Here is a 20,150-nt window from a genome sequence, read left to right on the forward strand (position 1 = left end):
TGCCCTTGACCATATTAAAACCATATTACCATGGAAGCGTTCTTAAAGAAATTGCAACTACTCCCAGTAGGATACACCAGGGTAATTTTTAACCATAAGGTTTATGGCCTAACCCGCTCCAATTTTAATAAGGGAAAAAGCTTTAAAGTGTATGCCCAGGAATTGGGAGGAAACAACTTTATTAGCTTTAATTACTACACTATTCACGGAAAGGGAGCGCTTAAACCCTGTGAGATGCCTCTACAAAAGGTTACTTACTTTATTGAAAACATAATAATCCAAGGGACCGTGCTATAAACAATGGGCACTGCAAAACAAAAAAAGCCTGCCGAATCGGCAGGCTTTTTTTGTTTTTATTGTTCCAACTAGCCTTTTACACTGGCCAGTTTGGTATTCTTAATGCTATGCATTTTTAAATCTTGCAATACATTTACTGCTTCTTCTATATACACATCTTTGGCAAGATCCTTATGCCAGCGATCGCGCTTTTCCCTTAAAATAGAATCTTTGGCAAATAATTCCTTCTCATATTTGAGGGATTCAAAGGTTAGATGGGAATCATAATCAGAAATGGTCTTAAAGTATTTAGCCCTCTTCTTATCCTCTTCCAATCCCTTCTTATAATCATCATATTTCAAGGAAACTACCGTTTCGTCCTGGGCCTCCTTAATATACTTGGCGTTCTCTTCTATTAATTTAATCTGCTTATTTTCGGCCATTCTTTGAGTACTGTTGGCTATTGTAGCCTCATAATCTATATAGCCATCCCAAGGTGTATATTCCGCTGGGGATATTTTGTCCCAACCCAATGGGTTTTCCTGATCCCTTTCCCCAAGGTCTATATAGCTATAGCGATCTGGTACCACTACATCACTCTTAACCCCTTCCAACTGAGTGGAACCCCCGTTAATTCTATAGAATTTTTGAGTAGTAAGTTTTATAGCTCCTAAATCTCCATGTTCATTGCTTCGAACAATATTTGCCAAGGGAATAACGTTCTGTACGGTTCCTTTACCAAAGGTTTGCTTACTCCCTATAACTACAGCTCTTTTGTAATCCTGCATCGCTGCGGCCAATATTTCTGAGGCGGAGGCAGACAATTCATTGACCAATATCACCAATGGGCCTTCCCATTGAATACGCTCGTCCTTATCATTGTAAACTTCAGGTGTTTTGTCTGTAGACCTTACCTGTACTATAGGACCATCCTTGATAAACAATCCAGCCATTTCCACAACGGTTTTTAGAGATCCACCACCATTATCACGAAGATCCAAGATTAGACCTTCTGCTCCAGCCTGCTTTAATCTTTCTACTTCTTTGGCCACATCCGAAGCTGCATTTCTTTCATTATAATCTTCAAAATCCACGTAGAATTTAGGCAGGTTTATTATACCAAATTTTTGATTTTCCTTCAAAATTGCAGCCGATTTGGCATAAGACTCCTCCAGTTCCACAACATCCCGAGTCAAGGAAATTACTTTCAAGGAACCATCTACCTTTCTAACGGTAAGATTTACTACGGTACCTTTTGGCCCCTTTATAAATTTTATGGCATCGTCCAAACGCATACCTACTACGTCTACAGGTGGCTCCCCTTCCTGACCAACTTTCAGGATTTCATCGCCAACTTCCAATTGTTGATCTCTCCAAACAGGACCTCCTGAAATAATTTCTACTATTTTAATCTGATCCTTTTTCTTCTGCAATCTTGCACCAATTCCTTCAAACTTACCAGACATACTAGTATCAAACTTCTCCTTGTCATCAGGGGCAAAGTAAAACGTATGGGGATCAAAAACCTCTACAATTGTATTTAAGTACTGCACAAACCAATCCTTGCGCTCCAAGTCATCTACAAAATCAAAATAATCATCTAAAGTACTCCTTGTAGTTTCTCTTGCCTTCTTTTCGGCTTCTTCTGGGGTCAAAGGCTTGGTAGAGGAGGCACTGTCATCCTTAAAAGGGTCGGCATCCTCTGTGGTAGCCGAATCCTCCATGTTACCCTGATCCAACTTGGAATCATAGGTTCCCAAGGTGGCATACTTTAATTGTTTTCTCCAACGTTCCTTTAACTCCTTACGGGAATCCACATAATCCTGTTCGTTATAATCAATGTCCAGAGTTTCTTCCACGTAATAATTAAATGGTTCGCTCAACACCTCATCATAAATAACTTTGGCGTCTTCCATTCTCTTCATCAGACGGTCATGGACCATCTCAAAAAAGGTGATGTCCGTATTCTTAATCTGATCGTCTATCTGAAATTTGTACTTCTCAAATTCTTGGATATCGCTCTCCAAGAAATATCGCTTTGTAGGGTCTATGATATCCAAAAACCCTTCAAAAACATTAACCGAAAAATCGTCATTGATGTCCTTTGGCTGATAATGACCACGCTCAAGTACATAAGTTATTAAGTCCAACAATAACTTATCCTTGTCATCAGTTTCAAAAGACTTGTTGGTAAAACTGCACGAAGCTACCGCAATAAGCATTACTAATAATGCGTAGGCTAAATTTTTTCTCATCTATTTCGTTTTATTGTTTTTCCATACTTGGGGTAAATTTTATGTAAAAAACAAATCCTCCTCGTATGCATTCTTCCCATCATTTAAAATTAATCAAACAGGCAGTGTAATCCAAGTTTTGCCATTTAAAAGTGTTTAATAATGGCGAACACCATAAGATAACGAAAAAATCATGCCATATTATACATATATCACATTAATATTTTGTTAACCCCATAGAGAAGCAGCTATCCAAAACCGTTGAAATTCAAATAAAGACATATAAATTTACAGCAAACACTAACCCTGCACCCCCTATTTTTGTATGTTACGATTAAGATTTTAAAAACGTATTTTTGCAGCATAAAAATTACAACATGTCAAAACCTTTGATCCTTGTCACCAATGACGATGGCATTACCGCTCCTGGCCTACGGGCGTTGATACAGTTTATGAAAGAGATTGGGGATGTGGTAGTGGTAGCTCCTGACAGTCCACAGTCTGGTATGGGACACGCCATTACCATAGACAACACCCTTTATATTAAAAAACTAAATGTGGATTTGGAAAATGGGGCAAAGGAAGAATACAGCTGTAGTGGAACACCGGCCGACTGTGTAAAGTTGGGGCTACAGGAACTATTGGACAGAAAGCCCGATCTATGTGTAAGCGGCATCAACCACGGTTCCAACTCTTCTATCAATGTAATTTACTCAGGTACCATGAGTGCGGCCATAGAAGCTGGCATTGAAGGTATTCCCGCCATTGGTTTTTCACTGTGCGACTATTCTTGGAACGCCAATTTTGAAGTAAGCAAGGCCGCAGTTCAAAAAATAGTTAGGGAGGCACTAAAAAATGGGATCCCAAAAGGGGTAGTACTAAATGTAAACATCCCCAAAACCGGAAACGAGTCTCCAAAGGGAATAAAGATCTGTAGACAGGCTCGTGCCAACTGGAAAGAGAAATTTGACAAAAGAACCAACCCCAACGGCAAGGAATACTATTGGCTTACAGGAGAATTTGAACTATTGGACAAAGGGGAGGATACAGATGAATATGCCCTTACACAGGATTATGTATCGGTGGTCCCCACACAATTTGATTTAACGGCACACCATGCCATACAACATTTAAACAATTGGGAGTTATATGATTAAAAAAGAAATACTCATAGGTTTTTTAGTTGGCCTTATTGCCAATACCATAGGTACCCTATTGTATATTGTAATTTTTTCCGATTTTGGTATCGTGGAAACTTACCAAATGGCCGTAGCGCAAGGTCATATTGGCAGTTTATTGGCACTTGGTGCCATTCTAAATTTAATCGCTTTTTTTGGATTCATCAGGGTGCGAAGGGACTATAGGGCCAGAGGTGTAATGATTGCCACCCTCCTGACCGCAATGGTTATTTTGTATTACAAGGTGTTCTAGGTGAAAAACCAGTTCTAGCAAACCTTTATAAGGTAATCAAGGAGCACCTTTAAAAATAAACAACAAAGAATAGATGAAATATTATATCATCGCAGGTGAAGCATCGGGCGACCTTCATGGATCAAACCTAATTAAAGCCCTTAGAGAGAAAGACGACAAGGCCAACATACGGTGTTGGGGAGGTGACCTGATGAAGGCCGCTGGTGGCAATTTGGTTAAGCACTATAAGGAAATGGCCTTTATGGGCTTCCTTGAGGTGATTGGAAATATTAACCAGATCTTTAAAAATATAGATTTCTGCAAGCAGGATATTAGTAAATTTAAGCCTGATGTGATCGTATTCATTGACTATTCCGGCTTCAACCTTAGAATTGCGTCTTGGGCCAAAAAGAATCACTTTAGAACCAACTATTATATTTCTCCCCAAATATGGGCCTCAAGAGAAGGCCGGATCAATAAAATAAAAAGGGACATAGACGCCATGCACGTAATTCTTCCCTTTGAAAAGGAGTTTTACGAAAAGAAACATAATTTCCCCGTAAATTTTGTAGGCCACCCGTTGATCGATGCCATTGGGGATATCCCAAGAACGGCCGACCATACCTTTCGGAAAGAAAACGGTTTAGATCCCGACCAGCCCATTATAGCCCTACTCCCGGGAAGTAGAAAACAAGAGGTAGAAAAAATGCTAAAGCTTATGCTTTCTGCCACCACGACTTTTCCGGACTATCAATTCGTCATTGCCGGTGCCCCCAGTCTGGATCTGGATTTTTACAAGCCCTTTATAAAATCTTCACAAGTAAGCCTGGTCTCCAATAAAACCTATGATCTCCTGAGCCTATCACGAGCTGCTTTGGTCACCAGCGGTACCGCTACCCTGGAAACCGCATTGTTTAAAATACCACAGGTAGTCTGTTACCGGGCCAACTGGATATCCTATCAGATTGCCAAAAGAATAATTACCCTTAAGTTTATATCCCTTGTAAACCTAATCATGGACAAAGAGGTGGTTAAAGAACTTATTCAGGGCGACCTAAACCACAAGAACATAGTGGACGAACTGGGCAAAATTCTAGAGGGACCAGATAGGGAGAAACAGCTACAAGCTTATAACGAACTCCAGAAAAAACTGGGTGGCAAGGGTGCCAGTGAAAAAGCCGCTTCCCTAATAGTCAAGAATGCAGAACAGGCTCATTAACAAATAAAGGCCATCACCAGCCATCTTGCTATCAAAATAAACAAGGTTCCTCCAATGTTTATATATAAAGATCAAGAAATCACAAGTAAGGAAAAGAGTACAGTGTAGCCTGTGTTTTCCTAAAAATAAGTTCAATTTTAAATTAATTATTTAAATTTGATATATAAGAGCACTAACAATACTTTTAATGACCAGCAAATTTCTTTCCTTATTATTGCTTTTTTTGGTCGTTGGATGCGGCGCTTCCAAGAAAAAATCCAGCGCCCACAACCAGAGAAAAATATCGGTAGGCCCGTCCGAAGTTACGGTTGGTACGCCAAGAGAATTGCCTAATGAAAATAGTGTCACAACTGTAGCATCACCAAGTATATCACGAAAGGTAATAAATACGGCCATGACCTTTTCCGGCGTTAAATATAAATTTGGCGGCACCACAATAAAAGGGATGGATTGTTCCGGTTTACTTTATGTATCCTTTGGAGAACATGACATTCAACTTCCCAGGGCCTCATACCTTATGGCCACAGAGGGCGAAAATATTGACCTAAACAAGGTAAGTGCAGGCGATCTTTTATTTTTTGGCACTTCTGGTCGCAAAAAGAAAATAAATCATGTTGGCCTAGTAGTATCGGTCAACGGAGATGATATACAGTTTATTCATGCAACTACCTCTAGGGGAGTAATAGTTTCCTCTTTGAGGGAAGGATATTGGAACTATGCCTTTATCAAGGCTACCAGGGTCCTCTGATATGCATCCGCTACAATTCAACACGGTTAAACTTAGCCTTTGCCTTATACTTGGAATATTATTAGGAAATCTATTACAGCTCTCCATATTCATATCCCTTATCAGTACTCTTTTTACACTATTGCTATTAGGGATTGTCTTTAGGCATCAGCAAAAACTACCTTCTTGGCTTTTTGGTGTATTGGCAGCTTGTGTTACCGTATGTGTTGGTCAACTTAGCTTCTCCCTAACCCAATCCAAGAATTTTGAGCACCATTACTCCCACCTGCTCCAAAGCAAAAACCAAAGTTTCATTATTAAAATCCGTGAAATATTAAAACCCAACGCATATTCACAACGATTTGTAGCTAGGGTAAAATTTCTAGATACTGCCCGGGTATCGGGAAAGATATTACTTTCTATGGCCCCTGACACTGCCAACACGCAACTTAAGGTAGATGACGAATTGATGGTATTCTCAACCGCAACCCCTATTAAAGCTCCACTAAACCCACATCAATTTAATTATAAAAAATACCTCTCCCACTTGGGTATTGAGCACCAACTTTATCTTTCCCCTGACAATAGCTTCATAACACCCAATACCTCAAGGAGCATTTTTGGCGTAGCGGCCCAACTACGCCAGCACATTATAAAAAAACTAAAAAAAGCTGCATTCGGGAAGGAAGAACTGGGCGTTATACAGGCTTTATTATTAGGACAGCGGCACGATATAAGCCCAGCAACCAATACCGATTATAAGGATGCAGGAGCGTATCATATCTTGGCCTTATCCGGATTACATATTGGGATCCTCCTGGGATTGTTACATTTTTTATTAAGTCCCCTAGAGTTTCTCCCCAAGGGACGAACTATAAAACTAGCCGTGATTGTCTTATTGCTATGGGGTTTTGCCATTCTGGCCGGACTTTCGCCATCTATTTTAAGGGCTGTGACAATGTTTAGCTTTGTAGCCTATGCCCTTTACCTAAACAGACCCACAAGCCATTTTAATATACTTGCCCTGTCCCTGTTTTTTATATTGTTGTTACTAGACCCCTTGTTGCTTTTCCAGGTAGGCTTTCAATTGAGTTACGCTGCAGTTTTTGCCATAGTTCTTATCTTTCCCTTGTTGCAAAAATTATGGGCTCCAAAAAATTATATCATAAAAAAAAGCTGGGAACTACTATCGGTCAGCTTAGCAGCTCAATTGGGTGTATTCCCCATCAGCCTATTTTATTTTCACCAATTTCCAGGTTTATTTTTTGTCTCCAGCCTTATCGTACTACCTTTTTTAACTTTTATCTTGGGGTTTGGGATATTGGTCATTGTCTTGGCCTTAAGCAACAGTTTGCCACCTGTAGTGGTTGCCTTTTATGATTCCGTAATCTGGGCAATGAACAGTACTATTGGCTACTTGGCCCAGCAAGAAGGCTTTCTTTTTAGGAATATTCCCTTTGATACGGTTCAGCTGTTCCTTAGTTATGCAATAATCCTAACCCTGGTACTGCTCCTTATAAAAACCAGCTATAAAAAAACCTTGTTATTCCTTGGTTTCATCCTTTGTTTCCAATTCTATATTTTAGCGAAGCAGCATCACAGTAAAAGCAGGGAATCATTGACCATTGGCCATCTCAGCAGGAATACGGCACTGCTACATAGAAGAGGGTCCAAGCTTACCATATTTACCAATCACCCTCCAGCCACACAAAGAATTGCCAGCGATTATGCCATTGCACAGCACACCCGTGAATTGGAGTATCTCCCTTTAAGAAATAGCTATACCATAGAAGGGGAGCGAATTGTAGTGATGGATAGTGTTTATAATACCTTGCCCAAAAACTATAAAGTCACCACCCTGGTACTGACCCACTCACCAAAAATTAATCTGGACAGGCTGTTGGACTGGGTACAACCAAAAACAATTATTGCCGATGGCAGCAATTACAAGAGTTACATTAAGAGATGGAAAGCCAGTTGCAGGGCAAAAAAAATCCCTTTTCACTATACCGGTGAAAAGGGAGCCTTTGATTTTTTTGTGCGCTGACTATCTAACCCCGTGCATAAGCTTCTTTAATATGGGATTCAGCACAATAGATATTATCCCTACCCCCACAGGAACCAAGGTGAAAATCAGAAAAAATGTTCCCATGGAATACTGTTCCGAAATCTTATCGATCATTCCGCCCATGGTCCCCGCTGCTTTTTGGCCAATGGCAATGGCCAGGTACCATACCCCGAACATAAAGCCGATCATACGCGCTGGAACCAATTTACTTAAATAGGAAAGACCTACCGGGGATATACATAATTCCCCCATGGTGTGTAACAAATAGGCCAATATTAGGAAAACCATACTTATTGATGCGGTCTTGGCTCCTGATGGGATTCCAGATGCACCATAGGACAACACGGCAAAGCCAAGTCCCAACAAGATAAGGCCCAATCCGTATTTCATTGCCGCACTAGGGTTGTATTTACTTTCCCACCACTTAGAAAAAAGCGGAGCCAAAGTAATAATGAAAAACGAATTCAAAATAGCAAACCAACTGGCATCGACCTGATTTCCCTCTTGTGAAAATTTATCCATCAACCTAAAAATGACCAGCACCCACAGCCCAATAAAGGCGATGGCCAAAACGATATTGGAAACCGCTATACGGTTAAAGGTCTTTTTGGCCAGTAAAAAAAGCACCCAACTAATGATGATAAGGGGCACGGTGGTTAATAGGGCATCTATAACCTTAAAGACCATAGCAGATTGCCCCACGAGGTTTCTGTTGGTATAATCCCTGGCAAATATGGTCATTGACCCTAAGGATTGCTCGAAAAACGCAAAAAAGAAAACCGTAAACAACCCAAAAATGGATACGGCTATAATTCTATCCCTTACTACCGGAATATAACGTGAAATCCTAGTGACCAATAGAATTAAAAACAGTGCCAAGGCTCCTAATATAATAGCATTGGTGCCCGATACACTGCCCACCGAAAAGGGTGCCAAGCTAGTGCCTTGAATTTTCTCAAAGGGATCGTTAAAAAGATACAACAGTCCCCCAACCGATGATAGGGCGATTAAAATTTTATCAAAAAGTGAAAAGGGGTTTAATTTGGCAGCTACATCATCTTTCTCTTCCTGTGGAATCTCTTTCTCCAAAGAGTTGAATGATTCCGCTCCCAGCTTTGGCAAGGGCTTTCCTCCTATATCCCCAAACAGATCCTTTGCTAACCAAAACTGAAGCATTCCCAACAGCATAAATATTCCGGCCAGTCCAAAGCCCCAGGACCATCCGTAATTTTCCGCCAAGTACCCACAGAGCATCATCCCAAAAAATGCCCCAGCATTGACTCCCATGTAGAATATGGTATAGGCCCCATCTTTTTTGGATTCCTTACCCTCATACATTTCAGAGATTATGGAAGTGATATTGGGCTTAAAAAAGCCTGTCCCTATAACCAATAAGGCAAGCCCCAAATAAAAGGAAGCCGTGGTTTCCAAGGCCATGGCTCCGTGACCCAAGGTCATGATTACACACCCTATTACCACTGCCAGCCTATAACCCGTAATTTTATCCGCTATCCACCCACCAATAATTGGTGTTAGGTACAATAGGGAGGCATAGGTCCCAATAAGTGCCAAGGCGTGCTCCCTAGGCCATTCCCAACCTGGATTATCGTCCAATATTGGGGCTGTTAGAAACAATACCAATAGAATACGCATCCCATAGAACGAGAATCGTTCCCACATTTCCGTAAAGAAAAGTACAAAAAGTCCGGCAGGATGACCAAGGACCTTATCCTTAAATAGGTTCTCAATATCAGTATTCATATCTCTATTTTTATTAAAAACTTACACAAACCGGTTATCTGGTCTTGTTGATGTCCGGATCGGCAAGTTCATAAGGTTCATTATCCTTTCTGTCCAATATATTGTCTTTCATGTCTTGCTCGTTGTCTTCCGCACCATGAGTAAGCGTTTTTAATTTTTTAAAGAATACCCCAATCAACAGTCCAAAAAGGATACAGAAGATGGCAATACCCGTAAACACGGTAAACTCTCCAAAATCGGAAGCAGATTCGCCCAGCAATCCTGCTAATTTATTACCCAATCCGGTAGTGGCAAAATAAAGCCCCATCATTAGGGAAGCATATTTGGCAGGTGCCAATTTTGTTACAAAGGACAAAGATACTGGTGAAAGACTCAACTCCCCCAAAGTATGGAAGAGGTAGGCCAGTACCAACCAATACATTGCAGACGAGCCGGAACTTTGAAATTGGGACGATGCCGCTGTCATAAACAAAAATCCTGTTCCCATTACAATTAACCCAACTATCATCTTAAATAAGGACGACGCCTCTTTATTCTTGAGTTTTCGATTGGCCCAGTAATTGGCCACTACAGTTCCCAAGGTAATAATAAAAAAGGCATTCAAGGATTGAAACCAAGAGGCCGGAACCTCCCACCCCATAAGCATCCTATTCGTTTTTTCGGCAGCATAAATATTCATAAGACCCCCTGCCTGTTCAAAGGCTCCAAAAAATACTATAACCATAAGGAAAGACAAAACTAAAACAATTACCCTATCCTTTTCAATTTTGGTAAGGGGACGTTTTAGAGCTTCCTTATCTTCTTGATTTTCTGATTTTCCCAAAAAATCTCCTACCCCAACCAAATACTTTTGTCCAAGGACAAATTGCAACAATCCAAAAAGCATACAAATACCCGCTAGTCCAAATCCATAGTGCCATCCGTAAACCTCCCCAATGTAACCTACAATTAAACTGGACAAAAATGCCCCTACATTAATTCCTATATAGAATATGGTAAATCCTTTATCCCTTCTTATATCTCCTTTTGGGTATAGCCCCCCTACCATGGTAGAGATATTTGGTTTTAGCATTCCAACCCCTGCAATTATAAACCCTAATCCGGTATAAAAAGCCCACATCTCTTCTATGGCCAGCACACTGTGGCCTATAACCAACAGTACGGCCCCTAGGATAACTGCCTTTTTTTGACCAAGTACCCTATCGGCAATAATCCCTCCAGGGATAGAGGCAACGTATACCAACATTGTATACCAACCGTAGAGCGCCAAGGCCTCGCCGTTGGTCCAACCCAATCCTGGATTCTTATCTGTGGTTTGGGTAACTAGGTACAATACCAAAATTGCCCGCATTCCATAATAGGAAAAGCGCTCCCACATTTCTGTAAAAAACAAAATATACAGTCCTACTGGGTGGCCAAATAATTCTTTTTGATGGGGTTGTTTAATTGTCTGTTGCATTATGTTAATATGTTAATTAAAGATTTTCTATTATAAAATTGGTCATTTTGGTATAGAGGTGTAAACGGGTATTACCTCCAAAGATACTATGGTTCTTATCTGGATAAATAGCCCAATCAAACTGTTTATTGGCCTGTACCAAGGCCTCTATCATCCTCATTGTGTTCTGCACATGCACATTATCATCGCTGGTTCCGTGTATTAACAGATATTTTCCCTTTAACAACTCTGGGTAATTAAAAGGGGAGTTGTCGTCATAACCGCTGGCATTTTCCTGTGGGGTTCGCATAAACCGCTCCGTATAAATGGTATCATAAAACCTCCAGGAGGTTACCGGAGCCACGGCAATACCCATTTCAAACGTATCATTCCCTTTTAGGAGGCAATTGGTAGACATAAATCCACCATAGCTCCATCCCCAAATTCCGGTACGCTCTTCATCTATATATGACAATTCACTTAATTTCTTTGCAGCCGCTATTTGGTCCTCTACCTCATATTTCCCCAATTCCTTATAAGTGACCTTCTTAAAATCGCGACCCTTAAATCCAGTCCCCCTACCATCAACACAGGCCACAATATAACCCTTATTGGCCAAAATTTGATACCAGTAGTCATTGCTTCCCAACCATTTATTGGAAACCGACTGTGAGCCGGGACCACTGTACTGCGTCATAAATAGTGGGTACTCCTTGGCAGGATCAAAATCCTTTGGTTTCACCATCCACATATTTAATTCATTACCATGAATAGAAATAGTGGAAAATTCCTTCTCGCCCAGCACATAATTATCCAAGACTTCCAATAAACCACTGTTATCCAGAATATCCTTTAGTTTCTTTCCATTGATTGCTTTGTGCAGGGTATACCTTGGCGGAGTAGTGGCACTGGAATAGGTATTGATAAAATAGGTGAAATCGGCACTGAAATCGGCCGAATTGGTTCCCATCTCCCCGGTTAAGCGTTTTTTATTCCTTCCATTGCTCCTTATGCTATATACATCCCGATTAATAGTCCCGTTTTCTGTAGATTGGTAATATATTCGGTCCTCATTTTGATCGTAGCCATAATAGTTGGTTACCTCCCACTCCCCCTTGGTCACCTGATTCATAAGTACACCCTCGGAATTATACAAATAGATATGGTTATAACCGTCCTTCTCACTGGTCCAAATAAAGCTATCGTCCTCCAAAAAAGTTAGGTTATCGGTAACATCAACATAGGCTTTATCTGTTTCCTCCAGCAAAATACTTGTACTGGCATTTGTTGCATTTACGGCTAATAACCTTAGGCTGTTTTGGTGTCGGTTCAAGGTTTGGACACTGAGATAATCTGGATGGTTCATCCATTTTATTCTTGGAATATAATAGGCTTCTTGCAGATCTACCGGGATAGTTTTCAAGCTGTTCATATCCACTATATGTAATGAGACTTCAGAATTGTTCTCCCCTGCCTTTGGGTATTTAAACACAGTTTGGGTCTGATACAAATATGTTCCATAAACATCCATGGAGAATTCTGGAACTTCGGTCTCGTTAAAACGTAAAAAGGCCAATTTAGATCCGTCCGCATTCCAGTCAAAAGCCCTTACAAAGGCAAACTCCTCTTCGTAGACCCAATCTGTAACCCCATTGATCACCTTATTCTTTTCCCCATCAAAAGTTAGTTGTGTAGTAAGCTTAGTGGATATATCAAGTACAAACATATTATTGTTTTGCACATATGCCACCTTATTGCCATTTGGGGAGAGACGAGGCTCCTGAATTTTGGAATTGGAAATCTTGATTATTTGTTTGGAACTAAGGTCGTATACGAAAAAAATTCCTAGAGTAGATCTTCTAAAAACAGACTGGACCTCCGTTGCCAGTAGAATTTTTGATTCGTCCGCACTAAATTCATAAGACGTGAAAAAAGGTATATCATTAAAATTGGAAGAGGACAGTATTGTTTCTACTTTCTCCAGTGTTTTATATTCATACTTTTCAATGGAAGATGTTCTTGCGGCCCTGTCCAGATTTAAAATGGTATAGTATTGTCCATTCTTCATAGAGCGCAATTTCTCCAAACCTTGAGTCCTAAAAGTACCATTATAAATTTCTTCAATAGAAATCTGTTTTTTTTGGGCAAGTAGGGTTGAAAATGAAAGGAACGTAATTATCAATAACTGTAAAGGGCGAACTTTTTTCACAAACATAAATGCTGGATAGACCAATTTTTTAATCTTAAATCCCGTGGGGAATTTCACTTATTGTTAAAATTTGATTCAAATCTCCAAGATTACTAAAAAATAGACAAAAAAAAACGTTTTCGCTTAAAAAAAACACATCACACGAACCTTTTAAGTCTATTTTAAGAATTCCATAATTTAAGCACCTTATTACTATATTTGCCACGAAAACCGCAAATCCCATGACTGCACCTATTGAAGGATTTTCCAAACTTGGCAAGGAGGATAAGATACGCTGGATTGCCCAGCATTACACCAACAACAGTGAGGATACAATAGCCATTCTTAAACAATATTGGCACAGCGATCCTAAATTACAAAATTTACACGATGAGTTTATAGAAAACACTATCACCAACTTCTATTTACCCTTAGGTATTGCTCCCAATTTTCTAATAAACAATAAGCTATATGCCATCCCTATGGCCATTGAGGAAAGTTCCGTAGTAGCTGCTGCCAGTAAAGCGGCTAAATATTGGCATACCAGAGGAGGATTCAAGGCTACCGTCTTGGGAACCGAAAAAGTAGGCCAGGTTCACTTTATGTATGAGGGAGACACTGAGAAACTCGGTCATTTCTTTAAGCGCGTACAACCCAAACTACTAGAAAGTGTTGCTGCCATAACCAAAAATATGGAAAAGCGGGGAGGAGGCATCCGAAACATAGCGCTCAGGAACAAAAGTGCAGATTTGGAAAACTACTTCCAACTACATTGCACTTTTGAAACCCAGGATGCCATGGGGGCCAACTTTATAAATTCTTGCCTGGAGGGTATTGCCGAAACATTTAAGGAAGAGGCGCAACTTTATGATGCCTTTACGCAGCAGGAAAAAGATTTGGAAATTGTAATGAGTATCCTTTCCAACAATATCCCCAATTGTTTGGTGAGGGCCGAAGTAAGTTGTCCTGTCACGGATTTAAAGGCACAAGACGGCATGGAGCCGATGGATTTTGCACAAAAAATGGTCCGGGCCGTAAACATGGCCAAAGTGGAACCTTATAGGGCAGTGACCCATAACAAGGGTATCATGAACGGCATAGACGCAGTTATCCTAGCCACTGGAAACGATTTTAGGGCCATAGAGGCAGGGGCACATGCCTATGCTGCCAAAGACGGCCAATACACAAGCCTAACCCACGCCAGCATAGATGATGGTATCTTTAAATTTTGGATAGAGATCCCCTTGGCTGTTGGTACGGTTGGAGGGCTCACCAATTTACATCCTCTGGTTAAACTGGCCTTGGAAATACTACAACACCCCACAGCCAAAGAATTGATGCAGATAGTAGCCGTGGCCGGATTGGCCCAGAATTTTGGTGCCGTACGCTCCCTGGTCACTACTGGCATACAGCAGGGGCACATGAAAATGCACCTACTAAATATCCTAAACCAATTGGGGGCAACGGAATCGGAAAAACATAAGCTAATAGCCCATTTTAAAAATCACACTGCAACACATAGTGCCGTTGTCCAAGCTTTTAATGAATTGAGATCCAAGAAATGACAAAACAATTCTACAGTAACGGAAAACTCCTAATAACTGGTGAGTACCTGGTCTTGGATGGCGCACTAAGCCTAGCCTTACCTACCCTATACGGACAGTCATTGACCGTAAAAGAAACCGAAAAGCCCCATCTAACTTGGAAAAGTTTGGACGAAAAGGGAAAGATATGGTTTGAGGCCACCTTTCAATTACAGCAACTTACCCCTACCTACCCTATCCAAGGCACTGAAAAAACAGCAGAGGAGAAGTCCTCCTTGGAAAGTGATAAAACTACACAAACCCTAAGGACTATCCTTCTAGAGGCCCAAAAACTGAATCCAGATTTCCTAAATACCAATACCGGCTGGGAAATCACCACCGCTTTAAATTTCCCAAGGAATTGGGGCCTGGGCACATCGTCTACCCTAATCAATAACATAGCCCAATGGGCCAATGTAGATGCCTATACCCTGCTGTGGAACGCTTTTTCCGGTAGTGGTTACGATATTGCCTGCGCCCAGCACAACGGACCCATAACCTACCAATTAAAGGATTCCAAGCCCATTGTACACTCGGTGTACTTTAATCCGAGTTTTAAAAACAACCTATTTTTTATCCATTTAAACCAAAAACAAGACAGTCGGGATGGCATCGCCCATTATAGGAGCAAAGAGGTCAACCTATTTTCAACCCTATCCCAAATAAACAGTATCACCCAACGCATACTTACCAGTAGCCGTTTAGGCCAGTTTGAAAAACTGATTAAAAAACACGAAAGTATCATCTGTGAAATACTGGGCGTACCCACAGTAAAGGAACAGTTGTTCCCGGATTACAAAGGAGCCATAAAAAGCTTGGGGGCCTGGGGAGGCGATTTTATTCTGGCAACCGGAAACAAATCTACGCCGGACTACTTCAAAGAAAAGGGCTATACCACCATAATCCCCTATTCCAAGATGATAAAATAAAACAAAGAACAGGTCATTCCCAAAAGTTGTGTGTCTGTATGCGTGTGTGCGTGGATTGCAAAAATAGGATCAACCACCCCCTAATTCATGTTCTATTCATTTTTTGCATCGCCCAAATGCGTAGCATTGGCTGCGCCTAATCTCGATTTGGCAGCAAACCTTCGATTTCATGAATACCTATAAAAATCAATAAGCTAGCCCCTGAATAAAAACGACCAGGGCCCAATAACCAAGGTACGGTGAACCTTGATTAGGAGGAGCCAGCTATAGCCGTGGCCTGGTTTATTTTTAATTTCTATAAAACCACGTACTTATAACGGCCGCACTGCCCAAACCATTTTCACTTGGATGAAATGCTCTTTAACCACCTGCAAGCCGGCGAGGCAGGGCTTCCTTTGCCCCCTTGTGGCAACCACATGATTTAGAACAAAATTGAAAATAGACCGGTTTTTGTTCCTTCAACCTAATTTTTCAACACAGCTGAACTTAGATTTTGCAGTTCATTTTCAAGCCTTTCTTTTCCGTGGTGGAGTTGTAATGGCCGCTAAGAATTATTGAATCCCTGAAAATAACGTTGACCATGGCATGAGTCAGTAAAACCCCTAGATTTTGAGGACCACTTGAATAAAGCAATAGAATAATTTCTACATAAGTCAACCCTGTCGGTTACCAATAATAAGGACAACAATAGGTAAACACAAGAATTAGCCATTATCCGTAGTAACAACAGGACCATAACCGCTATAAACAAAAAAATCTCCCGATTGGGAGATTTTTTCGATGCATTTTCTAGACTATCATTAATAAAAAGTCGCTCTTTTATCCTCTATAGTGGAAGCTTCCTTTAAAGCGTTGTACACAGCGTAATTAACCCTGCCAGCAGCAGAAGATTGTAGATTATTGGCATATGTACTATAATTATCCAATTCGGGAGCCGCTTCTTTTTTGGTTACAGTAAGCATATACACTCCGCTATCTCCTTTTATTAGACCAGAAGTCTCTCCTTCTTCCATGCCAAAAGCCGTACCCACCACAAAGGCCTCAGATCCAGCACCTGGAATAGTTGGCGACTTCATTGTTAAAGCAGAGGCAGTAGAAGCTATAACGCTATTATCCTTTGCAAAGGCATCCATAGATTTTCCTTTGTTGGCCTCTATAATCTGGGCTGCCTTCTTTTCCTTTCTTATCTTGGGAAGAGCTATAGCAGATGCATCTTCCACACTCATTAGACCTTCTACATACTTGGCTGTTAATTGAACCACCGCATATCCGTTATTGATATTAAATCTTTTCACCTCTCCTAGTTCAGTATCCTCGTTAAAGGCCCACTGCACGATAGCGCGCTGAGCGGAAAGTCCAGGAAGATTCTCATCCATTTCCTTGATCTTGTTTACTGGTCTTACCAAATAATTGTTCTCTTTGGCAGCTGCTGTAAATTCCTTATCCGAAATAGTCTCCATTTCAAATTTAGTAGCTTCGGTAAACAAGGTATTTATAGTCTCCTCGGAAGGTTCTACTTCCCTCGCTAATGTGGCAATTCTTACCACATCCTGCTTGTCATCTATTTTAACCACATGGAATCCAAAATCGGTTTCTACCAATCCTATAGCCCCTACAGGGTTACTAAAGGTAAAATCGTTGAACGGAGCAACCATTACCCCTTCTTGGTTATATCCCAAATCCCCTCCTTGTGGAGCGGAAGGTCCGTCAGAGTTATCACGTGCCAACTCTGTAAAAATAGCTGGTTTTGCTTTTGCTTCCCTCAATAATTCCTTGGCTCTTTTCTCTGCTTCCTCCTTAGTTCTTGTAACTTCAGGATTGGCACGCTGTGCGCCTTCGTAAGAAATAAGAATATGGCTAGATTTTACCGTACCGTTAGCTTTTCTGTCCATCATTTTTGAAACCTTAAAGAAATCGCCATCCCTGTATGGACCGTATATATCACCTTTAGCCAAAGCCATTAAGGTATCGGCAAATTTCGCAGGCAAATCCTTCTTGGCCTTGTATACGGTGTCGTATTTTATATCGGAATTCCTATCCAAAAAGGCCATCATATCATCTGTATTCCTAAACCCTTTGATAGTATCATTTGCATCTTTTTGTGCATTGTACTCCACGCGATCTTCCAAAAGCTCACTAATTTCCTCTTTTACGGCATTCTCATCCTCCAAAGAGGCTTTTTCCTCAAAATAGACAAACTGGATATCCCTTGCCCTATCTTGTTTAAAATCCTTTTCATGTTCTTTTATATAAGCAGCTATCTCCTTTTTGGTAACCGCTATAGAAGAATCAGGAATGGACGAAAATGGTACTCTTACATATTTTATATCTACCTTGTCATTGGCCAATTTATAATCTAACTCTCCCTCTTTTAAGGTAGACCCTATTCCTGCCCTAATAAGGTTAAAATATCTTTGCTCCTTTGCATTCTGAATAATGGCCTGCTCATCTTGAAGCCAAAGGTTGTAACGGGAGGGGTTATTGGCTTTCCAATCCGCAACCGCTTCCCTAAATTTATTTTCATCAAATACGCCGTTGGCATTGTGAAATTCAGGATTTTGCACATAAGACGGGATAGTCTTGATATAATTGATAATCTGATCCTGTTCTATTTCAATACCTAAATCCTCAAATTGCTGACTTAGTATAGTGTTTCTAACTTCCCTATCCCAAACCTGGTTAACTAGCTGAATGGAAGAAGCACTAGGACCGGCCATTCTAGAATAGGCTTCCACATCTCTTCTAAATTGATCTATGGAAATTTCATCCCCATTAACCTCACCAACGGAAGAACCTACCTTTCCACCACCCAATTCGTTGCTACTGAACACACCGGAAATCACAAATGCGAACAATGCCAAACCAATGATTAAAATTAAAACGGTAGTTCGTTTCCTTATATTCTCTAAAATTGCCATTACGTAAACTGTTTAATATTATGCCGATAACTATCGGGTGGCGAAATTACCACTTTCTTTTTAAATAATAAAAACTAAAAAACACCAAAATAAACACTTAAACCCCTAATCCTTCTCCACTAACTCCAGGGAAACCAAATCTATTTTGTTGCTGGAAACCTCCAACACTTTAAAAAGATACCCATCTATCTTAATTTCCGAGTCCTGTTCAGGAATCTCTCCCGTTTCATTAATGATCAGCCCACCCAAGGTTTCGTACTCATCGCTCTCCGGTAATTCCAAATTGTACTGTTCATTTACATAATCTACTTCCAGTCTCCCGGAAAACTTAAAGTTATCTTCATCTATCTGCTCCTCATAAAGATCCGTACTATCATGTTCATCTTCTATTTCCCCAAAAAGCACTTCTACTATATCCTCTACCGTCATTACACCAGATGTGCCCCCATATTCATCCAGGACCACGGCGATACTCTTTCGTTTTTTAGTTAAAACATTAAGTATATCGTTAATAAGCATTGTCTCCGGCACAAATTCCACTGGCAGAAGTATACTTTTCACCGTCTTAGGCTTTTTAAACAACTCATAGGAGTGCACATAACCTATAATGTTATCTATAGTATCTTTAAATATCAATATTTTGGAATATCCAGTCTCTGTAAACAGTTTCGCCAAATTCTTGGGCGTCTCGTGTAATTCCACTGCCGCAATCTCTGTTCTGGGGACCATTACCTCACGTGCTTTGACGGCCGAAAACTCCAGTGCATTCTGAAAGATCTGTATTTCGGAATCCACCTCATCCTCCTTTTCCACGGCTTCCATCTGCTCTGAAATATAATCCCCGAGTTCTATCTTACTAAAAGCCAATTGCACATGGTCGCCATCGGTCTTGAAAATCACTTTGAGGATAAAATCGGAAATCCAGATGACAAAATCGGATATCACGGAAAACATCAAGTAGAAAAAATAAGCCGGCAGCGCCAACACCCTTAAGAGTGTATTGCTATAAATTTGAAATAGGACCTTTGGCAAAAATTCGGCAGTCAGTAATATTACCAAAGTAGATATTACTGTTTGGACCACCAGATTGAAATCGGTCAGCAAAATCGCTAAAAAACTATTGGGGGAAAACTGCATCCCTGCAAACCAGTGCATTAAAAGATCCCCCATAAACAAGCCATACACCACCAAGGCAATATTGTTTCCAATAAGCATGGTAGCGATAAACTTTGAAGGCCTTTTAGTGAGACGGGTAAGCACTTTGGGCATAAAACCATCCTGCTTTTTCTCTATTTCTATATGTATTTTATTGGCAGAAATAAAAGCTATTTCCATACCGGAAAAAAAGGCCGAAAACAGCAACGAAACAACGATGATTATGACAACGGTTGCCTCCAAG

General features: G+C 40.6%; 14 protein-coding genes. 8 read left to right on the forward strand and 6 right to left on the reverse strand.

Features of this window, described 5'->3' with window-relative positions; genetic code table 11:
* Positions 1–30 precede the first annotated feature (30 nt).
* Positions 31–297 (forward strand): peptide methionine sulfoxide reductase, encoded by a 267-nt coding sequence (locus tag EHW67_RS04255; RefSeq protein WP_126161118.1) that lies wholly within the window; start codon positions 31–33, stop codon positions 295–297.
* A gap of 68 nt (positions 298–365) precedes the next feature.
* Here the strand turns inward: EHW67_RS04255 and EHW67_RS04260 are convergent, their stop codons facing one another.
* A complete protein-coding gene (locus tag EHW67_RS04260) occupies positions 366–2,531 on the reverse strand; it encodes a carboxy terminal-processing peptidase (protein ID WP_126161119.1) in 2,166 nt (721 codons plus the stop codon).
* Between the two features lie 356 nt (positions 2,532–2,887).
* Between EHW67_RS04260 and surE the strand changes: the two genes are divergently transcribed.
* From surE to EHW67_RS04285, 5 genes are all read left to right on the forward strand, one after another.
* Positions 2,888–3,667, forward strand: coding sequence for a 5'/3'-nucleotidase SurE (surE, locus tag EHW67_RS04265; RefSeq protein WP_126161120.1), 780 nt, complete (start codon positions 2,888–2,890; stop codon positions 3,665–3,667).
* Complete coding sequence (locus EHW67_RS04270; RefSeq protein ID WP_126161121.1) at positions 3,660–3,941, forward strand: hypothetical protein; 282 nt, start codon at positions 3,660–3,662, stop codon at positions 3,939–3,941. Before surE ends, EHW67_RS04270 begins: the two co-directional genes overlap by 8 nt.
* A 73-nt stretch (positions 3,942–4,014) precedes the next feature.
* Positions 4,015–5,139: a lipid-A-disaccharide synthase gene (lpxB, locus tag EHW67_RS04275; protein ID WP_126161122.1), complete on the forward strand. Its 1,125-nt coding sequence runs from the start codon at positions 4,015–4,017 to the stop codon at positions 5,137–5,139.
* A 187-nt stretch (positions 5,140–5,326) separates the two neighbouring features.
* Positions 5,327–5,887, forward strand: coding sequence for a C40 family peptidase (locus EHW67_RS04280; RefSeq protein WP_126161123.1), 561 nt, complete (start codon positions 5,327–5,329; stop codon positions 5,885–5,887).
* On the forward strand, positions 5,856–7,913 hold the full coding sequence (locus EHW67_RS04285; RefSeq protein ID WP_238389843.1) for a ComEC/Rec2 family competence protein: 2,058 nt from the start codon (positions 5,856–5,858) through the stop codon (positions 7,911–7,913). Before EHW67_RS04280 ends, EHW67_RS04285 begins: the two co-directional genes overlap by 32 nt.
* On the opposite strand, the gene EHW67_RS04290 is transcribed toward EHW67_RS04285, so the two are convergent.
* From EHW67_RS04290 to EHW67_RS04300, 3 genes are read right to left on the reverse strand one after another with little or no spacing between them, the layout of a single operon-like run.
* A complete protein-coding gene (locus EHW67_RS04290) occupies positions 7,914–9,695 on the reverse strand; it encodes a peptide MFS transporter (RefSeq protein ID WP_126161124.1) in 1,782 nt (593 codons plus the stop codon).
* 34 nt (positions 9,696–9,729) lie between these two features.
* Positions 9,730–11,154 carry a peptide MFS transporter gene (locus EHW67_RS04295; RefSeq protein ID WP_126161125.1) on the reverse strand — a complete coding sequence of 475 codons (1,425 nt, stop codon included), beginning with the start codon at positions 11,152–11,154 and terminating at the stop codon, positions 9,730–9,732.
* Between the two features lie 16 nt (positions 11,155–11,170).
* Positions 11,171–13,348, reverse strand: coding sequence for a S9 family peptidase (locus EHW67_RS04300; protein WP_126161694.1), 2,178 nt, complete (start codon positions 13,346–13,348; stop codon positions 11,171–11,173).
* Between the two features lie 215 nt (positions 13,349–13,563).
* Between EHW67_RS04300 and EHW67_RS04305 the strand changes: the two genes are divergently transcribed.
* Both EHW67_RS04305 and EHW67_RS04310 read left to right on the forward strand, forming a co-directional pair.
* On the forward strand, positions 13,564–14,886 hold the full coding sequence (locus tag EHW67_RS04305) for a hydroxymethylglutaryl-CoA reductase, degradative (protein WP_126161126.1): 1,323 nt from the start codon (positions 13,564–13,566) through the stop codon (positions 14,884–14,886).
* Positions 14,883–15,833 (forward strand): GYDIA family GHMP kinase, encoded by a 951-nt coding sequence (locus EHW67_RS04310; RefSeq protein WP_126161127.1) that lies wholly within the window; start codon positions 14,883–14,885, stop codon positions 15,831–15,833. The genes EHW67_RS04305 and EHW67_RS04310 overlap by 4 nt, the downstream gene beginning before the upstream one ends.
* An 800-nt stretch (positions 15,834–16,633) precedes the next feature.
* Here the strand turns inward: EHW67_RS04310 and EHW67_RS04315 are convergent.
* Positions 16,634–18,751 carry a peptidylprolyl isomerase gene (locus tag EHW67_RS04315; protein WP_126161128.1) on the reverse strand — a complete coding sequence of 706 codons (2,118 nt, stop codon included), beginning with the start codon at positions 18,749–18,751 and terminating at the stop codon, positions 16,634–16,636.
* Between the two features lie 105 nt (positions 18,752–18,856).
* Positions 18,857–20,149: a hemolysin family protein gene (locus EHW67_RS04320; protein ID WP_126161129.1), complete on the reverse strand. Its 1,293-nt coding sequence runs from the start codon at positions 20,147–20,149 to the stop codon at positions 18,857–18,859.
* Position 20,150: the final 1 nt, after the last annotated feature.

The sequence above is a fragment of the Arenibacter aquaticus genome (assembly GCF_003957295.1).
Classification (GTDB): domain Bacteria; phylum Bacteroidota; class Bacteroidia; order Flavobacteriales; family Flavobacteriaceae; genus Arenibacter; species Arenibacter aquaticus.

Bases quoted from the DNA above. Each gene is read 5' to 3' on its own strand.
- EHW67_RS04290 (WP_126161124.1), bottom strand. From the start codon at position 9,695: ATGAATACTGATATTGAGAACCTATTTAAGGATAAGGTCCTTGGTCAT.
- EHW67_RS04315 (WP_126161128.1), bottom strand. From the start codon at position 18,751: ATGGCAATTTTAGAGAATATAAGGAAACGAACTACCGTTTTAATTTTA.
- EHW67_RS04260 (WP_126161119.1), bottom strand. From the start codon at position 2,531: ATGAGAAAAAATTTAGCCTACGCATTATTAGTAATGCTTATTGCGGTA.
- EHW67_RS04305 (WP_126161126.1), top strand. From the start codon at position 13,564: ATGACTGCACCTATTGAAGGATTTTCCAAACTTGGCAAGGAGGATAAG.
- EHW67_RS04270 (WP_126161121.1), top strand. From the start codon at position 3,660: ATGATTAAAAAAGAAATACTCATAGGTTTTTTAGTTGGCCTTATTGCC.
- lpxB (WP_126161122.1), top strand. From the start codon at position 4,015: ATGAAATATTATATCATCGCAGGTGAAGCATCGGGCGACCTTCATGGA.
- EHW67_RS04280 (WP_126161123.1), top strand. From the start codon at position 5,327: ATGACCAGCAAATTTCTTTCCTTATTATTGCTTTTTTTGGTCGTTGGA.
- EHW67_RS04310 (WP_126161127.1), top strand. From the start codon at position 14,883: ATGACAAAACAATTCTACAGTAACGGAAAACTCCTAATAACTGGTGAG.
- surE (WP_126161120.1), top strand. From the start codon at position 2,888: ATGTCAAAACCTTTGATCCTTGTCACCAATGACGATGGCATTACCGCT.
- EHW67_RS04255 (WP_126161118.1), top strand. From the start codon at position 31: ATGGAAGCGTTCTTAAAGAAATTGCAACTACTCCCAGTAGGATACACC.
- EHW67_RS04285 (WP_238389843.1), top strand. From the start codon at position 5,856: ATGCCTTTATCAAGGCTACCAGGGTCCTCTGATATGCATCCGCTACAA.
- EHW67_RS04300 (WP_126161694.1), bottom strand. From the start codon at position 13,348: ATGTTTGTGAAAAAAGTTCGCCCTTTACAGTTATTGATAATTACGTTC.
- EHW67_RS04295 (WP_126161125.1), bottom strand. From the start codon at position 11,154: ATGCAACAGACAATTAAACAACCCCATCAAAAAGAATTATTTGGCCAC.